The sequence below is a fragment of the Nocardioides sp. BP30 genome, assembly GCF_029873215.1.
GTDB lineage: Bacteria > Actinomycetota > Actinomycetes > Propionibacteriales > Nocardioidaceae > Nocardioides.
The window spans coordinates 1,357,057-1,370,535 of record NZ_CP123620.1; the positions used below are offsets into that span (position 1 = coordinate 1,357,057).

General features: G+C 72.3%; 16 protein-coding genes. 10 read left to right on the forward strand and 6 right to left on the reverse strand.

Features of this window, described 5'->3' with window-relative positions:
* Nucleotides 1–29 precede the first annotated feature (29 nt).
* Together P5P86_RS06350 and P5P86_RS06355 are read left to right on the forward strand one after the other, a co-directional pair.
* Entirely contained in the window at nucleotides 30–584 is a 555-nt protein-coding gene (locus P5P86_RS06350; protein ID WP_280610462.1) for a TetR/AcrR family transcriptional regulator, read from the forward strand.
* Nucleotides 581–1,282, forward strand: a complete 702-nt coding sequence (locus P5P86_RS06355) for a YoaK family protein (RefSeq protein WP_280610463.1) — start codon at nucleotides 581–583, stop codon at nucleotides 1,280–1,282. Before P5P86_RS06350 ends, P5P86_RS06355 begins: the two co-directional genes overlap by 4 nt.
* Before the next feature lie 28 nt (nucleotides 1,283–1,310).
* Here P5P86_RS06355 and P5P86_RS06360 read toward each other — a convergent pair whose 3' ends face one another.
* From P5P86_RS06360 to P5P86_RS06375, 4 genes are all read right to left on the reverse strand, one after another.
* On the reverse strand, nucleotides 1,311–2,009 hold the full coding sequence (locus P5P86_RS06360) for an aspartate/glutamate racemase family protein (protein ID WP_280610464.1): 699 nt from the start codon (nucleotides 2,007–2,009) through the stop codon (nucleotides 1,311–1,313).
* 5 nt (nucleotides 2,010–2,014) lie between these two features.
* Nucleotides 2,015–3,550, reverse strand: a complete 1,536-nt coding sequence (locus tag P5P86_RS06365) for an NCS1 family nucleobase:cation symporter-1 (protein WP_280610465.1) — start codon at nucleotides 3,548–3,550, stop codon at nucleotides 2,015–2,017.
* A gap of 111 nt (nucleotides 3,551–3,661) precedes the next feature.
* Nucleotides 3,662–4,384, reverse strand: coding sequence for a GntR family transcriptional regulator (locus tag P5P86_RS06370; RefSeq protein WP_280610466.1), 723 nt, complete (start codon nucleotides 4,382–4,384; stop codon nucleotides 3,662–3,664).
* A gap of 100 nt (nucleotides 4,385–4,484) precedes the next feature.
* Nucleotides 4,485–4,850 (reverse strand): YidH family protein, encoded by a 366-nt coding sequence (locus P5P86_RS06375; protein ID WP_280610467.1) that lies wholly within the window; start codon nucleotides 4,848–4,850, stop codon nucleotides 4,485–4,487.
* Between the two features lie 38 nt (nucleotides 4,851–4,888).
* Here P5P86_RS06375 and P5P86_RS06380 point away from each other — a divergent pair, with 38 nt between their 5' ends.
* Nucleotides 4,889–5,707 (forward strand): thioesterase family protein, encoded by an 819-nt coding sequence (locus tag P5P86_RS06380; RefSeq protein WP_280610468.1) that lies wholly within the window; start codon nucleotides 4,889–4,891, stop codon nucleotides 5,705–5,707.
* A gap of 19 nt (nucleotides 5,708–5,726) precedes the next feature.
* Here the strand turns inward: P5P86_RS06380 and P5P86_RS06385 are convergent, their stop codons facing one another.
* Nucleotides 5,727–6,791 carry a hypothetical protein gene (locus tag P5P86_RS06385; protein ID WP_280610469.1) on the reverse strand — a complete coding sequence of 355 codons (1,065 nt, stop codon included), beginning with the start codon at nucleotides 6,789–6,791 and terminating at the stop codon, nucleotides 5,727–5,729.
* A gap of 177 nt (nucleotides 6,792–6,968) precedes the next feature.
* Here P5P86_RS06385 and P5P86_RS06390 point away from each other — a divergent pair, with 177 nt between their 5' ends.
* From P5P86_RS06390 to P5P86_RS06400, 3 genes are read left to right on the forward strand one after another with little or no spacing between them, the layout of a single operon-like run.
* Nucleotides 6,969–7,643, forward strand: a complete 675-nt coding sequence (locus P5P86_RS06390) for a (deoxy)nucleoside triphosphate pyrophosphohydrolase (protein ID WP_280610470.1) — start codon at nucleotides 6,969–6,971, stop codon at nucleotides 7,641–7,643.
* Between the two features lie 10 nt (nucleotides 7,644–7,653).
* Nucleotides 7,654–8,589 carry an N-acetyl-1-D-myo-inositol-2-amino-2-deoxy-alpha-D-glucopyranoside deacetylase gene (gene mshB, locus P5P86_RS06395; protein WP_280610471.1) on the forward strand — a complete coding sequence of 312 codons (936 nt, stop codon included), beginning with the start codon at nucleotides 7,654–7,656 and terminating at the stop codon, nucleotides 8,587–8,589.
* 4 nt (nucleotides 8,590–8,593) lie between these two features.
* On the forward strand, nucleotides 8,594–8,977 hold the full coding sequence (locus P5P86_RS06400) for a hypothetical protein (protein ID WP_280610472.1): 384 nt from the start codon (nucleotides 8,594–8,596) through the stop codon (nucleotides 8,975–8,977).
* Here P5P86_RS06400 and P5P86_RS06405 read toward each other — a convergent pair.
* On the reverse strand, nucleotides 8,904–9,698 hold the full coding sequence (locus P5P86_RS06405) for a GNAT family N-acetyltransferase (protein ID WP_280610473.1): 795 nt from the start codon (nucleotides 9,696–9,698) through the stop codon (nucleotides 8,904–8,906). The two genes, P5P86_RS06400 and P5P86_RS06405, sit on opposite strands and share 74 nt — an antisense overlap.
* Before the next feature lie 196 nt (nucleotides 9,699–9,894).
* On the opposite strand from P5P86_RS06405, the gene fdxA reads away from it, so the two are divergent.
* From fdxA to P5P86_RS06425, 4 genes are read left to right on the forward strand one after another with little or no spacing between them, the layout of a single operon-like run.
* Complete coding sequence (gene fdxA / locus P5P86_RS06410) at nucleotides 9,895–10,221, forward strand: ferredoxin (RefSeq protein ID WP_280610474.1); 327 nt, start codon at nucleotides 9,895–9,897, stop codon at nucleotides 10,219–10,221.
* A gap of 6 nt (nucleotides 10,222–10,227) precedes the next feature.
* Nucleotides 10,228–11,412 carry a succinyldiaminopimelate transaminase gene (dapC, locus tag P5P86_RS06415; RefSeq protein WP_280610475.1) on the forward strand — a complete coding sequence of 395 codons (1,185 nt, stop codon included), beginning with the start codon at nucleotides 10,228–10,230 and terminating at the stop codon, nucleotides 11,410–11,412.
* A 53-nt stretch (nucleotides 11,413–11,465) separates the two neighbouring features.
* Nucleotides 11,466–12,005, forward strand: a complete 540-nt coding sequence (locus P5P86_RS06420) for a hypothetical protein (RefSeq protein WP_280610476.1) — start codon at nucleotides 11,466–11,468, stop codon at nucleotides 12,003–12,005.
* Nucleotides 11,998–13,479 (forward strand): hypothetical protein, encoded by a 1,482-nt coding sequence (locus P5P86_RS06425; RefSeq protein ID WP_280610477.1) that lies wholly within the window; start codon nucleotides 11,998–12,000, stop codon nucleotides 13,477–13,479. Before P5P86_RS06420 ends, P5P86_RS06425 begins: the two co-directional genes overlap by 8 nt.

Consider the following 13,479-nt stretch of genomic DNA (forward strand, 5'->3'; position numbering starts at 1 on the left):
CCTGCTACGGCTCCGCTACCATTTCGCCCATGTCACGACGGGCGGAGCTCCTGGACCAGGTCACCGACCACGTCCTCGACCACGGCCTCATCGGGTTGACCCTGCGCCCGGTCGCCGCGGCCATCGGGACCAGCGACCGGATGCTGCTCTACCACTTCCGCAGCCGTGACGAGCTCGTCGCGGCGGTGGTGGCGCGGGCGTCCGACCGCGGCGTGTCGTCGGTCGACGCCCTCCCCGGCGTGGACGGTGTGCGCGCCGGCGTCAACCGGCTGTGGCAGTCGTTCCTCAGCGAGCCGATGCACGGGTTCCTCGACGTGTACTGCCAGGCGGCGGCGACCGGCCTCATCGGACGCGAGCCCTACCTGTCGGTGGTGCGTGACGCCAACGATCGGTGGGCGGACGCGCTGGAGCGCTACCTGGTGCGCTGCGGTGCGCCGCCGGACCGGGTCGCGCGGGTGGTCACGCTGGTCGACTCCTCGCTCTTCGGCTTCCACCTCGACCTCGCGACCGACAAGCCCGACGAGCTGATCCGCGGCGTGGACGACCTCGCGGTCGCCGCCGCCGCACTGGCGGCTGCCTCGTGAGCATCCGGCAGCGGCTGGTCGCCGTACCGGGCGAGCGGATGCACCTGTGGCTGATGCTCGTCCTGACGTTCACCACCGGCATCAACGACGCCGTGGGCTACCTGGGCCTGGACAAGGTGTTCACCGGCAACATGACCGGCAACGTCGTGGTCCTGGGCATGGCCGTGGTCGGCGGCTCCGGGCTGCCCATCCTGGGCCCGGCACTCGCCCTGATCGGCTTCATGGCCGGAGCGGCGATCGCCGGCCGGCTGCTGCGTCACGGCTCCCGCAGCTGGCACGGTCTGACCACGGCGGTGTTCGCCGCCGTGGCGGTCCTGATGCTCGTGCTGGGCGGCGTGCTGCTCCTGGTCGGCGACGACCCGTCCCACCCGGCGGGCGTCACCGTCACCACCACGGCCGCCTTCGCGATGGGGCTGCAGGCGGCGGCCGCGCGGCTGATCGCCGTCAAGGACGTCACCACGGTCGTGGTCACCTCGACGATCACCGGCCTGGCCGCCGACCTCGGCAGCGGCAGGAGCGCCGGAGCCGCACGCCGGGCGAGCGCGGTGGTGGCCATCATCGCCGGCGCCGCCACCGGCGCGGCGCTGCTGAAGTGGCACCTGGGTGCGGGACTGATCCTGGCCGGTGTCGTGATCGCGCTGGCCACCTGGGCGGGCGATCTGCACGACCGCGGCCGGGCGCGCGAACTCCGGGCCTGAGCCCGGCCCCACGCCCGCCCGGCCCACCTCAGGCGAAGCGCTTGACCGGCGGTTCGGCGAACTCGCCGCGCTTGCCCGTCGACAGCCCGAGCCTCGCCAGCTTCTCGGCCTCGGCTGTGGCCGCAGCGACCCCGTCGATCACCGGTACGCCGAGCTCGACGCTGAGCTTCGCACACAGGTCTGCCATGCCGGCGCAGCCGAGCACGATGGCATCCGAGCCATCGGTCGCCAACGCCGTTCGACAGGCCCCCAGCACGCGAGCGAACGTCGCCGGGTCGGTCTCCAGTGCGAGCACCGGCAGCTCGCAGGCGTGGACACCCGCGCAGAGCTCGGCGACGCCGTACCGATGGGCCAGCTCCCGGGTGTGCGGGACGACGCGGGCGAGAGTGGTCACCACCGAGAAGCGTCGCCCGAGGTAGCCCGCCGTGCGCATGCCGGCCTCGGCGATCCCGATGACGGGCGCCGAGGCCAGCTCACGGGCGGCGAGCAGGCCGGGGTCGCCGAAGCAGGCGATCACGAAGCCGTCGTAGGAGGTGCCGGCCGCGATCTCGGCAAGCAGGTGCGGCACCGCGATCGCCTCGTCGAAGTGGCTCTCGAGCGACTCCGGGCCCCGGGTCGGGTTGACCACGTCGACGACGACGCCAGGGCCGACGGCGGCCCGAGCGCACTCGCCGATCAGAGCGGTCATCGACGCCGTCGTGTTCGGGTTGACGACCAGGAGCCGCATCCGGCTCAGGCCTCGGCCGGTGCCGGCGTGGTGCGGCTCAGGCCGCGACGGGCGCGTACGCCCGCGACGTCGGCCGCCAGGGCGAGCACGTAGTAGGCGGCCAGCCCCACCCCGCAGCCGACGAACCAGCTGTACTTCGAGAGCCACTCCGCCTCGCCGCTGAGCTTCGGCACCAGGACCGAGGCCAGCGAGCAGGCTCCCGCGATGACGACGGCCTTCACCGCGGCGGGGTTGTAGCCGTTCGTGTAGTGGTAGGCGCCGTCGGGGTCGAGCGTGAACAGGTCGTCGACCACGATCCGCTGCTGGCGCACCAGGTAGAAGTCGGCGATGAGGATGCCGAAGAGCGGGCCGATCAGCGCGCCGAGCAGGCCCAAGGTCCAGAAGATGGCGTCGTCGTTGGCGTACCAGTTCCACGGCGTCAGCACCACGGACCCGACGGCGGCGATCATGCCGCCCATCCGCCACGAGATCCGCTGCGGGGAGACGTTGGAGAAGTCGAACGCCGGGCTGATGAAGTTGGCCACGATGTTGATGCCGACCGTCGCGGTCACGAAGGTCACGCCGCCGACCAGGATGGCGAAGGTGGTGCCGATCTGGTCGACGGTGTCGATCGGGTCGGTGATGAGCCGGCCGTAGACCGGCAGCGTCGCCGCGGTGGTGACCACCGAGAGGATGCTGAAGAAGAAGAAGTTGAACGGCAGGCCCAGCAGGTTGCCGCGCTTGACCGCGTCGAAGGAGCGGGCGTACCGGGAGAAGTCGCCGAAGTTGAGCATCGGACCGGAGAAGTAGGACACGGTGGTGGCGATGCCCGCCAGGACCGCCCAGACCAACGCCCAGCCGTGCAGGTGCTCGCTGCTGAAGTCGAGGCTGATGTTCCAGTGCGCCTTGGTCAGCATGTAGAGGCACAGCGCCACCATCACGACGTAGACCGCCGGCCCGGCGAAGTCGATGAACCGGCGGATCGTCTCCATTCCGCGCCAGAAGATCAGCCCCTGGACGACCCACAGGATCGCGTAGCTGAGGTAGCCCAGCGCCGACAGGCCGAGGAAGGAGTGCTGGTCCCAGCTCTCCATCCCGGGGAAGAGCTTGAGGAACACGATGTCCAGCGACTTGGCGGCCAGGAAGGTCTGGACGCCGAACCAGGCGATGGCGATCGAGCCGCGGATGATCGCGGCGATGTTCGCGCCGAGCACGCCGAAGGAGATGCGTGCCGCCACCGGGTAGGGCACGCCCGCCTGCTGGCTCGGCTTGGCCACCAGGTTGCAGAACACCTGCACGATCGCGATCCCGGCCATCAGGGCGACGAAGACCTCGAGGCTGTTCATGCCGAGCGCGAAGAGCGCGCCCGCGGTGGCGTAGCCGCCGACGCTGTGTACGTCGGACATCCAGAACGCGAAGATGTTGTAGGAGCCCCACCGCTGCTCGCGCAACGGTGCGAGGTCCTCGTTGGTCAGGCGCGGGTCGTAGGCGCGCCGGGGAACGCCTCGGCCCGGCGGGAAGCCGGCGGCCTCGACGGTGTCGGGAAGCTCGGGCTGGTTCATCGGCGCTCTCCTGGCGTGCGACGGGACTTTCCGCGCACGCTAGGAACCTCGTGTTTCCGCTGCTCCGCTGCCGTGTCAGAGCCAGATGACGCGAAAGATATACGACCGTCGCTACGCCCGAGGCGAGGTCTGGCGGAACAGCTCGGGATCGTCGCGGAACTCGTCGAACGCCCCGCGGAGGTGGTCGTAGTGCCGGGAGGCGGCGCTGACCAGCCGGTCCCCGTCGCGGTCGATGAACGCCGCCAGCATCGCGCCGTGGTCGTCGTGGAACAGCACGCGGCCGTCGCGCGGGACCCGCGCCATCGGCCGCGCCGGTTCGGTGATGTTCCACGCCGACTCGTACATGTGCACCAGCCGCGGCATGCCGGCCGGGGCGATCAGCGCCATGTGGAAGCGCCGCGAGGCTGCGTGGTGGCCGCGCTCGTCGCCCAGCGCGATGGCCTCGCCCATCCGGGCGTGGTGCTCGCGGACCGAGGCGTCGTCCCCGGCGGTGGCGCGCAGGACCGCCTCGCGCAGGGCCGAGGCCTCCAGCGCCTGCCGGACGTCGTAGAGCTCGCGGAACTCCTCGAAGGTGAGCATGGCGACGCTGTAGCCCACGTGGGGCGTGTGCTCGACCAGGCCCTCGCCGCACAGCACCTTCAGCGCCTCGCGCACCGGTATCGGGCTGACCCCGAAGAACGTGGCCACGGCGTCGATCGGGATCAGCGTCCCCGGAGGCTCGTCCCCGGCCAGGATGGCGCGCCGCATGTCGTCGATGACCAGGGGCTGCTGACCACGCCCGGCGCTGTTGACCAGGCGGGTGGTGAAGATCGAACGGCGGCGGATACTCGGCACGGGTCCTCCGGGGAGGAGCGATCTGCGGGAGGTGCGGTGGACAGGCCTGCCGGCCTGCGGGCTCGTCGTTGAGTGGGCCGATCCTAGCCCGAGCGAGGGGTCACAGGGTGAGGGTGAAGGCCAGCAGCACCGCGACCAGGACCACGGCGGCGGTCAGCAGCCACCCCAGCGAGAAGTGCGGCAACGGCTGGCGCAGCCGCATCGCCCGCTCGACCCGTGCCCAGCGGACGTAGGCCAGGACGGTGCACGCGGCGCCGACCACCAGGAGCAGGACGACGACGACGCCGCGCAACCACGAGGTCGCGGGCAGCTGCAGCGAGTGCAGCGCGACGGCGCCGGCCAGCATCGCCAGCGCCGTCCGGACCCAGGCCAGGAACGTGCGCTCGTTGGCGAGGCTGAACCGGGGGTCGGGCTCCTCGCCGACGTCGTAGACGAACGTGGGCTTGCGGGGAGGAAGGGTGGGCATGGGGCCATCATGTCGGTGCCGGCCGGTAGGTTGCCGCCGTGGGCGCTGCATTCGACCGTGACATCTGCGTGAACGCCGTCTCCCAGCGACCGGGAGGTGGCGGCGAGTTCTCCGCCGAGCTCAGCGGCGGCTGGATCGTCGGCGGCGGGGTGAACGGGGGCTACCTGCTGGCCACGCTCGGCAACGCCGTGCGCTCGACGGTGCCGGCCAAGCCCGACCCGTTCACCATCAGCGCCTACTACCTCAGCGCCAGCGTGCCCGGGCCGGCCACGATCACCACCAGGATCCTGCGCGACGGCGGCTCGGTGGCGACGGTCGCGGCCGAGCTGGTCCAGGACGGGACCGCGCGGATCACGGCGCTGGCGACGTACGGCGACCTCGCAGCGCTGCCCGAGGAGCACCGGACCACCGCCACCCCGCCGGACCTGCCCCCGCGCGAGCAGTGCGTGCCCAACACGATGGCGCCCGAGCAGGTGCGCACGATGGCGCCGATGATGGAGCGCTTCGAGATGCTCTTCCACCCCGACCACATCGGGTGGGCGGTCGGCGAGCCCAGCGGACGCGGCGTCATCAGCGCCTGGTTCCGGCTCGAGGACGGCCGCGAGCCCGACCCGCTCAGCCTGCTGACAGTGGTCGACCTGCTGCCACCGGTGACCTTCGACCTCGGCCGGCCCGGCTGGGCGCCGACGCTCGAGCTGACGGTCCACGTCCGCGCCCTCCCCGCGCCCGGCTGGCTGCAGGTCCGCCATGCGACCCGCAATGTCGCAGGCGGGATGTTCGAGGAGGACTGCGAGGTCTGGGACAGCGCCGGTCGGCTGGTCGCGCAGTCGCGCCAGCTGGCCCGTCTGCCCCGCTGACCGGCCGCGACGGAGGGCGTCAGCCGCGCCGGCGCGGTCGCAGCGCGTAGATCCACCGCCGCCCCGGGAACTCGGTCACGCCCCACAGCAGCCCCGTCGCCGGTGCGTAGGTGACGTCCTCGGGGCCCGGGGGTGCGGCGAAGGAGCGCACTCGTAACGACCCGGCGCGGCCCTCCCACAGGTCACCGGGACGGCGCCGACCGCGCGAGACCATCAGCTCGTAGCGCTCGCCGATCCGGGTCGCCCCCTGCATCGACGGCACCCCGTTGTCCACGCCGAGCGCGTGAGCCACGCCGTCCTCGCCGAGCCGCAGGGCGCCGGAGGCCTCGAGCGCGAATCGCGCCAGCCTGGTCGGCTGCGCCGGCCCGCCGTACTCGCCGGCGAGCAGTTCGGGCTGCGCTGGCTGCGCCGGCTGCGCCGGCTGCGCCGGCTGCGCTGGCTGCGCCGGCTGCGCTGGCTGCGCCGGCTGCGCCGGCTGCGCTGGCTGCGCTGGCTGCGCTGGCTGCGCCGGCTGCGCCGGCTGCGCTGGCTGCGCGGGGTGCGTGACGGCGAGGAACGAGTAGCGCATGCCGTCGGTGCCGGCGTACCGCAGCCGCACCGGCCAGACGGTGCTGCCGTCCGGTCGTCGGCGCAGGTCGTCCAGGTGCGCGGCGTAGCAGCCCCGGCCGGTCGCGGCGATGTAGAGCCACGGACCGCGCCACGCCAGGCCGCCGGCGTGGGCGGCCAGCGGAGTGAGCCCGCCGTCGCCGGCGAGCGCGAGCGGGACGTGGGCGTAGCGCCGCGTCGCGAGGTCCAGGAAGGTGATCCGTACGCCGTCGCCACCCTTGGAGTACCAGCTGACCAGCAGCAACCGCCTCGCCAGGTCGGCGCGACCGGAGTCGGTCGCCGAGGTGATCCCCTGCGGCCACCACGTCGGGTCGTGCCGGTCCACCCTGTCCCAGGTGTAGCCGCGGCGCACGCGCAGCCCCAGCGGGAGCGCCCACCGCACCCGCCGCTGAGCGCCCGCGAGAACCTCGGCCACCGAGATCTGCCGGCCGACGCCGTCCGGCACGCCGGGTAGGGGAGTGGGGGTCAGGCGCGGCATCACGGAAAGCGACTCTAGGCCGGTCCCGGTTGTGCCGCGTGTCGGGATAATCCGGGGCGTAGATCAGCTCCCCTGGCAGGCGAGCCCTGATTTCCGCCCCGGACTACCCCGCCAAGGAGCGGATAGCCGAAGACCGACCGCGGCAGGCCATCGCCAGGCTGACGGCACAATGGCCGCATGCGAACGACGGTGGTGGCAGCGGCGATCCTGCGCGGCGACCGGTTGCTGGCGTGCCGCCGTACGGCGCCGCCGGAGGCCGCCGGCCGGTGGGAGCTCCCCGGCGGCAAGGTGGAGGCCGGCGAGACACCGGAGGCGGCGCTGGTGCGCGAGATCGGCGAGGAGCTCGGCTGCCTGGTCGAGGTCGGGGAGTGGCTCGAGGCGACCGTCGCGATCAGTGAGACCCACGAGCTGCGGGCGGCGCTGTGCGAGGTGGTCGCCGGCGAGGTCCGCCCGCGCGAGCACGACCAGATCCGCTGGCTGGGACCCGACGAGCTCGACGACGTCGACTGGCTCGAGCCGGACCGGCCCTTCATCGCACTGATCGCCGGAGCGGGCGACGGCGACCCGGCGAGCCTCAGGGCGGTCTTCTTCGACGCCGACGACGCCCTCGCCGTCGAGCAGACCCTGCTCGCGGACGGCTGGTCGGCGTCCCGGTCGCGCCAGCGCTTCCAGGGCGAGGACGACGACGAGGATCACCCGTGGGTGGTGGAGACGAACGCGCCGGAGTTCGTCGTGGAGCTGCTGGTCGACGAGTACGACGGCTGGCTGGATGTGGCCGATCCGGGAGCTGACACCTCGATCGCGCCGGAGCCGCTGCCGGACGCCCCGAAACGGGTGAAGCGGCCCCTCTAGAATCGGACGTGTGACCGAGCCTGCCGCCGAGCCCGCCCAGCGCCTCCTCCTCGTCCATGCCCATCCCGACGACGAGTCGATCGGTCAGGGCGCCACCATGGCCAAGTACCTCGCCGAGGGTCGCGGGGTGACCCTGGTGACCTGCACGGCCGGCGAGATGGGGGAGATCCTGGTCCCGGAGCTGGAGCACCTGGGCGCCGACCAGGAGGACCGCCTGGGGGAGCACCGGCGGGGCGAGATCGCCGAGGCGATGAAGGCGCTGGCCGCCCCCGACGGCCGCGGGATCGACCACCGCTGGCTCGGTGGCTTCGGTCGCTACCGCGACTCCGGCATGCAGTGGCACGCGGACGGCTACGCCATCCCCGCCGACACCATCCACGACAACGCGTTCTGGCGCGCCGACCTCACCGAGGCCTCCCAGCACCTGGTGCAGATCATCCGCGAGGTGCGCCCGCAGGTGCTGGTGACCTACGACCAGTTCGGCAACTACGGTCACCCCGACCACATCCAGGCGCACCGGGTCGCGATGTACGCCGCGCAGCTCGCCGCGGTCCCGTCGTACCGCAAGGATCTGGGGGAGGCGTGGGAGATCAGCAAGATCTACTGGTCGGCGATCTCCGAGGAGCGGATGCGCGAGGGTCTGCGGAAGATGAAGGAGGCCGGGGAGGAGATCGACTTCTTCGGCGGCGACCCGGACGGCGACCTGCCGATGACGACGCCCGACGTCGACATCGCCTGCGAGGTCGACGCGGTCGACCACGTCGAGCAGAAGCTGGCCGCGCTGCGGGCCTACCCGACCCAGATCAGCGTCGACGGCCCCTTCTTCGCGCTCTCCAACAACGTCGGTGCGCAGGCGTGGGGCTTCGAGGCCTTCCGGATCGCGAAGGGCGCGCTCGGCCCCGTCGACGAGAACGGTCACGAGACCGACCTCTTCGCCGGGCTCTGAGCCGGTGGGTCCTTCCCCGGCGCTGCGGCTGCTGCTCGGCCTCGCGCTGCTCCTCGGCGGTGCCCTCGTTGGGCTGGCGACGGTGGCGGTGCACGCCTGGTGGTGGGGTCTGCTGCTGGCGGCCGTCGCCTCGATCGCGTGCGTGCTGGCGCTGCCGGCGCGATGGTGGGCGCAGGTGTCCTTCACCGTCGGGTGGTGGGTGCCGTTCGCGATAGCGATGTTCTCCCGCCGCGAGGGCGACTACGCCGTGGGCCGGCATCCCCTCGACTACGGTCTGGTGGCGCTGGGGCCGGTGCTCGAGCTGGTAGCCCTGGTCAGGCTGGTACGAGATAGCGCACGGCGTGGTGCTCGCGGAACCCCAGCTTCTCGTACATCGCCCGCGCCGTGACGTTGTCGGTCTCGACGTGCAGCCACACCGTGCGCGCCCCCTGCTCCGCGCCCCACTCGACCAGGTCGGCCACCAACGCCGTGGCGAGACCGCGTCGACGGTGGTCGGCGTCCACCGACAGACCGTGCAGCCCCAGCCAGTCCCGATCCAGTACGGCGGAGCCGGCGGCGATCCGCGTCCCGTGATCGTCCCGGATCTCCGCGCGGGCACCCCGAGCGTGTCCGTGGGGCGCCTCGACAAGCTCGGCACAGGCTCCGCCCCCCGGGGCCAGCAGCCGGTGGAGTCGCGCGAGCGCCGTGGCCTGGAACGACGCGTCTCCTCGCCCGAGCGGCCGCCAGCCGGCGGCGAGGAAGGCCGCCTCCACCTCGGAGCCCTGCTCGACCTGGGCCATCGGCTCCCGGTCGCGAGCCGCATAGAACGCCAGCAGCCGCTCGGTCGCCTCGGGGAAGGGGAGCCCCGGGGATCCCATCGCCAGGCAGGAGTTGGCCCGCTTCAGCAACCGCCCCACGGGTGCCGGATCGGTGCGCAGGAGCCAGCCGCCGAGCTCGGCGGTCTCCAGGCCGGGCACCACGCCGAGCCCGCGCAGCTCGGCGTCGCGCGCCGAGACCCGGGTCAGGTGCGAGGGCCTCGGCGGCACGGGCTTGCCGGAGACGATGTCGGCCAGGGCGATGTCGATCGGTCCGGTCTCGGCGGCCTCCCCGGCGTCCGGGCGCAGCGTCATCGAGCCATCCCCCCACGCCGTGCAGACGCCGAGGAGATCGGTGAACGCGGGCCCACCGCTGGGGCCCGACCGGCCCCGGAGCAGACGCCTGATCACGACGCGTTGTCCCACCACATGTGGACCTAGCAGATGCTCGGGCACGCGGTGATACTAGGCTGTCCACGACCGCCCCTGAAGCTCTCGTAGGAGGATCCGGATGACCTACGTCATCTCCCAGCCCTGTGTCGACGTCAAGGACCGGGCCTGTGTCGACGAGTGCCCCGTGGACTGCATCTACGAGGGCAAGCGGATGCTCTACATCCACCCCGACGAGTGTGTCGACTGCGGCGCGTGCGAGCCGGTGTGCCCGGTCGAGGCGATCTTCTACGAGGACGACGTGCCGGAGCAGTGGAAGGACTACTACGACGCGAACGTCAAGTTCTTCGACGACCTCGGCTCCCCGGGCGGTGCCGCCAAGATGGGCGAGATCGACAAGGACGCCGCCTTCGTGGCAGCGCTCGAGCCGCAGAACCAGGACCACTGATCACCGTTGACTGAGGTACGAGCCCCTCATCAGGCTCAGGAGAGCCCCCTGCGTGCCACGACGGCCGTCTCGGGCAGGCTCCCCGACTATCCGTGGGACAAGCTGACCGCCTACGCCGCCAAGGCTCGCCAGCACCCCGGCGGCGTCGTCGACCTCTCGGTCGGGACGCCCGTGGACCCGACGCCCCAGGTCGTCCAGGACGCCCTCAAGGCGGCGTCGGACTCCTCGGGCTACCCGACGACCATCGGCACCCCGGCCGTCCGCCAGGCGGCGATCGACTGGCTCGAGCGCTGCCACGGCGTCACCGGGCTCGGCCCCGACGGTGTGCTGCCGGTGGTGGGCTCCAAGGAGCTGATCGGCTCGATCGCGCTGCACCTCGGCGTCGGAGCCGGTGATCTGATCGTCTACCCGGAGCTGGCCTACCCGACCTACGAGGTCGGGGCGGCGCTGGCCGGCGCGCGCGCCCTCGCCAGCGATTCGTTGACGGCGCTGGGCCCCGCGCGCTCGGGTGCTGACCGGCCGCGGATCCTGTGGCTCAACAGCCCCAGCAACCCGACCGGGAAGGTGCTGCCCCGCGAGCACCTGCGCAAGGTGGTGGAGTGGTGCCGGGAGCGGGGGACCATCCTCATCTCCGACGAGTGCTACATCGAGTGCGCGTGGGAGGGTGAGAAGCCCCTCTCGATCCTGCACCCCTCGGTGTCCGGCGGCTCCCACGACGGCCTGCTGATCGTGCACTCGCTGTCCAAGCGCTCCAACCTGGCCGGCTACCGTTGCGCCTTCGTCGCGGGTGACGAGTCGCTGGTCGGCGAGCTGCTGGCGGTGCGCAAGAACCTCGGCCTCATGGTGCCCGGCCCGATCCAGGCGGCGATGACGGCGGCGCTCTGCGACGATGCGCACGCCCGCGAGCAGCACGCCCGGTACGCCGCTCGCCGCGCGAAGCTGCGCGACGCGCTGGTGCACGCCGGGTTCGTCATCGATCACTCCGAGGCCTCGCTCTACCTGTGGGCACGGCGCCTGACCGACGGGACCGGCGAGGACTGCTGGGCCACGGTGGACTGGCTGGCCGAGCGCGGCATCCTGGCCGCTCCGGGTGAGTTCTACGGCAGCGCCGGTCGCGAGCACGTCCGGATCGCCTTCACCGCCACCGACGAGCGCGTCGACGCGGCGGTGGAGCGGCTCACAGCGGGTTGAGTCGGCGCGTCGGACAAGGTCGGAGTCAGGTCCCGCTCGTTAGGGTCGACCTCGTGACGACCAGGACTCCGCCTGGCCCGGGACGAGGCTCGTGGCACGCGTGGCGCCGCCGCTGGTGGCTGCCGCCGATGCTCGTCCTCCTCGCCCTCCTGCTGATCAGCCCCCACGTCGGTCGGGCCGAGCCCAGCGGGAACTACCGGCCGCCGCTGCCCGCCGACGCGCTCGCCTCGGGCTGCTATCCGCTTCCCACGGGCATGACCATCGACTTCCCTTACCAGGTGCGCAGCGACGGCGACGTCGACGGACCGGGCGGAAGACACCGCCGGCTGGTCCTGCAGTACGACGAGGTCGACCGGGCGACAGCGCAGCAGCGGATCGCCGCCGCCCTGAGACGGGCCGGACTGCCTGCGGGCAACGCGACGGTGACCTCCTACGCCCGCATCCCCTCCGACTCGATCGTGCGCGGCGAGATCGTGCTGACGCTGCCCACCGTCGCGCTGCACAGCGACGTCCCCGATCCCGCCCAGTGCGCCAACCCGTTCTCGACCAAGCGGTTCCCGCCGGACTGGGCACCCTCGACCCGCTATGCCTGACCTCGCGGTGGCGGAGGCAGCTGTGCCCGAGTCGCGTGCCGGTCGCCGGGTGCGGCATCGGCTCGACCTCCTGATCGGTGCGGCGCTGGTGGCCGGCGTGGTCCTGCGGGTGCTGGTCTTCCACCAGATCCGGCAGACCCCGTTCTCGGGGGACGAGGTGGCCTACGTCGACGGCGGCAAGGCACTGTCCAACCTGCTGCGCGACCTGGCCGGTCTGCACGGCCCCGACACCGCCGAGCTGCGTCGCGACCTGGTCGGCAGCGGCTGGTTCATGCCGGGCATGTCGCTGCTGCTGGCCCCGCTCTACCTCGTCGCGCCGCACGCGTCCGAGTCGGTGGTGCGCGGCTGGCTGGGCCTGATCTCGTCGGCCGTCTTCGTGCTTGCGGTCCTCGACGCGCGCCGCGTGCTCGGTCGGTGGTGGGCCCTCGGCCTCGCCGCCGTGCCGGGGCTGGTGCCGATGTGGCTGCTGTTCAGCTACACCGCCTACGGCGACCTCCTGGCCGGACTCGTCGCCACCCTGCTGATCACCCGGATGGTGGCGGTGCTGCGGCGGGCCAGCGACGGGACGGTGCCACGGCTGCGCCAGGGTGCGCTGATCGGCTTCCTGGCGATCGCCACCGTCTACCTGCGCTCCTCCTCCACACCGCTGGTCCTCGGGATCGGCCTGGTGGGGCTGATGGCGGTGCTGTGGTGCGGCCGCCGGGCGCTGGTGCCGCTCCTGCTGGCCGCAGGGGTCTTCCTCGGACTGCTGATGCCGTGGTCGATCACCGCCTCGGCGACGTTCCACACCCGGGTCCTCACCACCACCTCGGTGCCGATGGCGCTGGCCAACACCTTCGGCGACCGCACCGAGGTCTGCTACGGGATGTGCGACCCCGGCTCGACGATCTGGTTCTCCCCGGTGCGCTACGCCCGCGAGGTCGCCCGCGCGACGGGCGCCAGCGAGGTGACGGTGCTGGGCCAGATGTCGGCGTACGCGCGACGCGACATGACGGCCCACGCCTATGCCCGCGACGTCATCGCCAACTGGCACAACTACCGCGACGACCCGACCGCGTTCCTCTTCAAGCTGCACCCGCCGGGGGAGAAGGACACCGCCACGGCGCGTTGGATCCAGCGCTGGACCGAGCGCATCTTCGACCCGGCGGTCAGGTTCGCGGCGCTGGGCCTGCTGGTCGTCACGCGGCGCTCGCGGCGGGCACAACTGCTGAGCGTCCTGGTCAAGATCGGGATGTTCGGCCTGCTGCTGCAGCCCTTCGTGCACCTGGCCGGCTCGCGTTACTGGACCACTGCTGCGCCGCTGGCGGCGTTGTCGGGCATGCTCGCGCTGTGGGTGCTGGTCGGCTGGCTGGATCGGTGGGCCCGCGGCGAGCGCGGCCCGATCGAGGCGCCGTCGCGGTGGCTCACCCTCGCCCAGGTCGCACTCGTGGGGATCGGGGTCGCGGCGGTGGCGACCATCCAGCTGCTGGCCTGA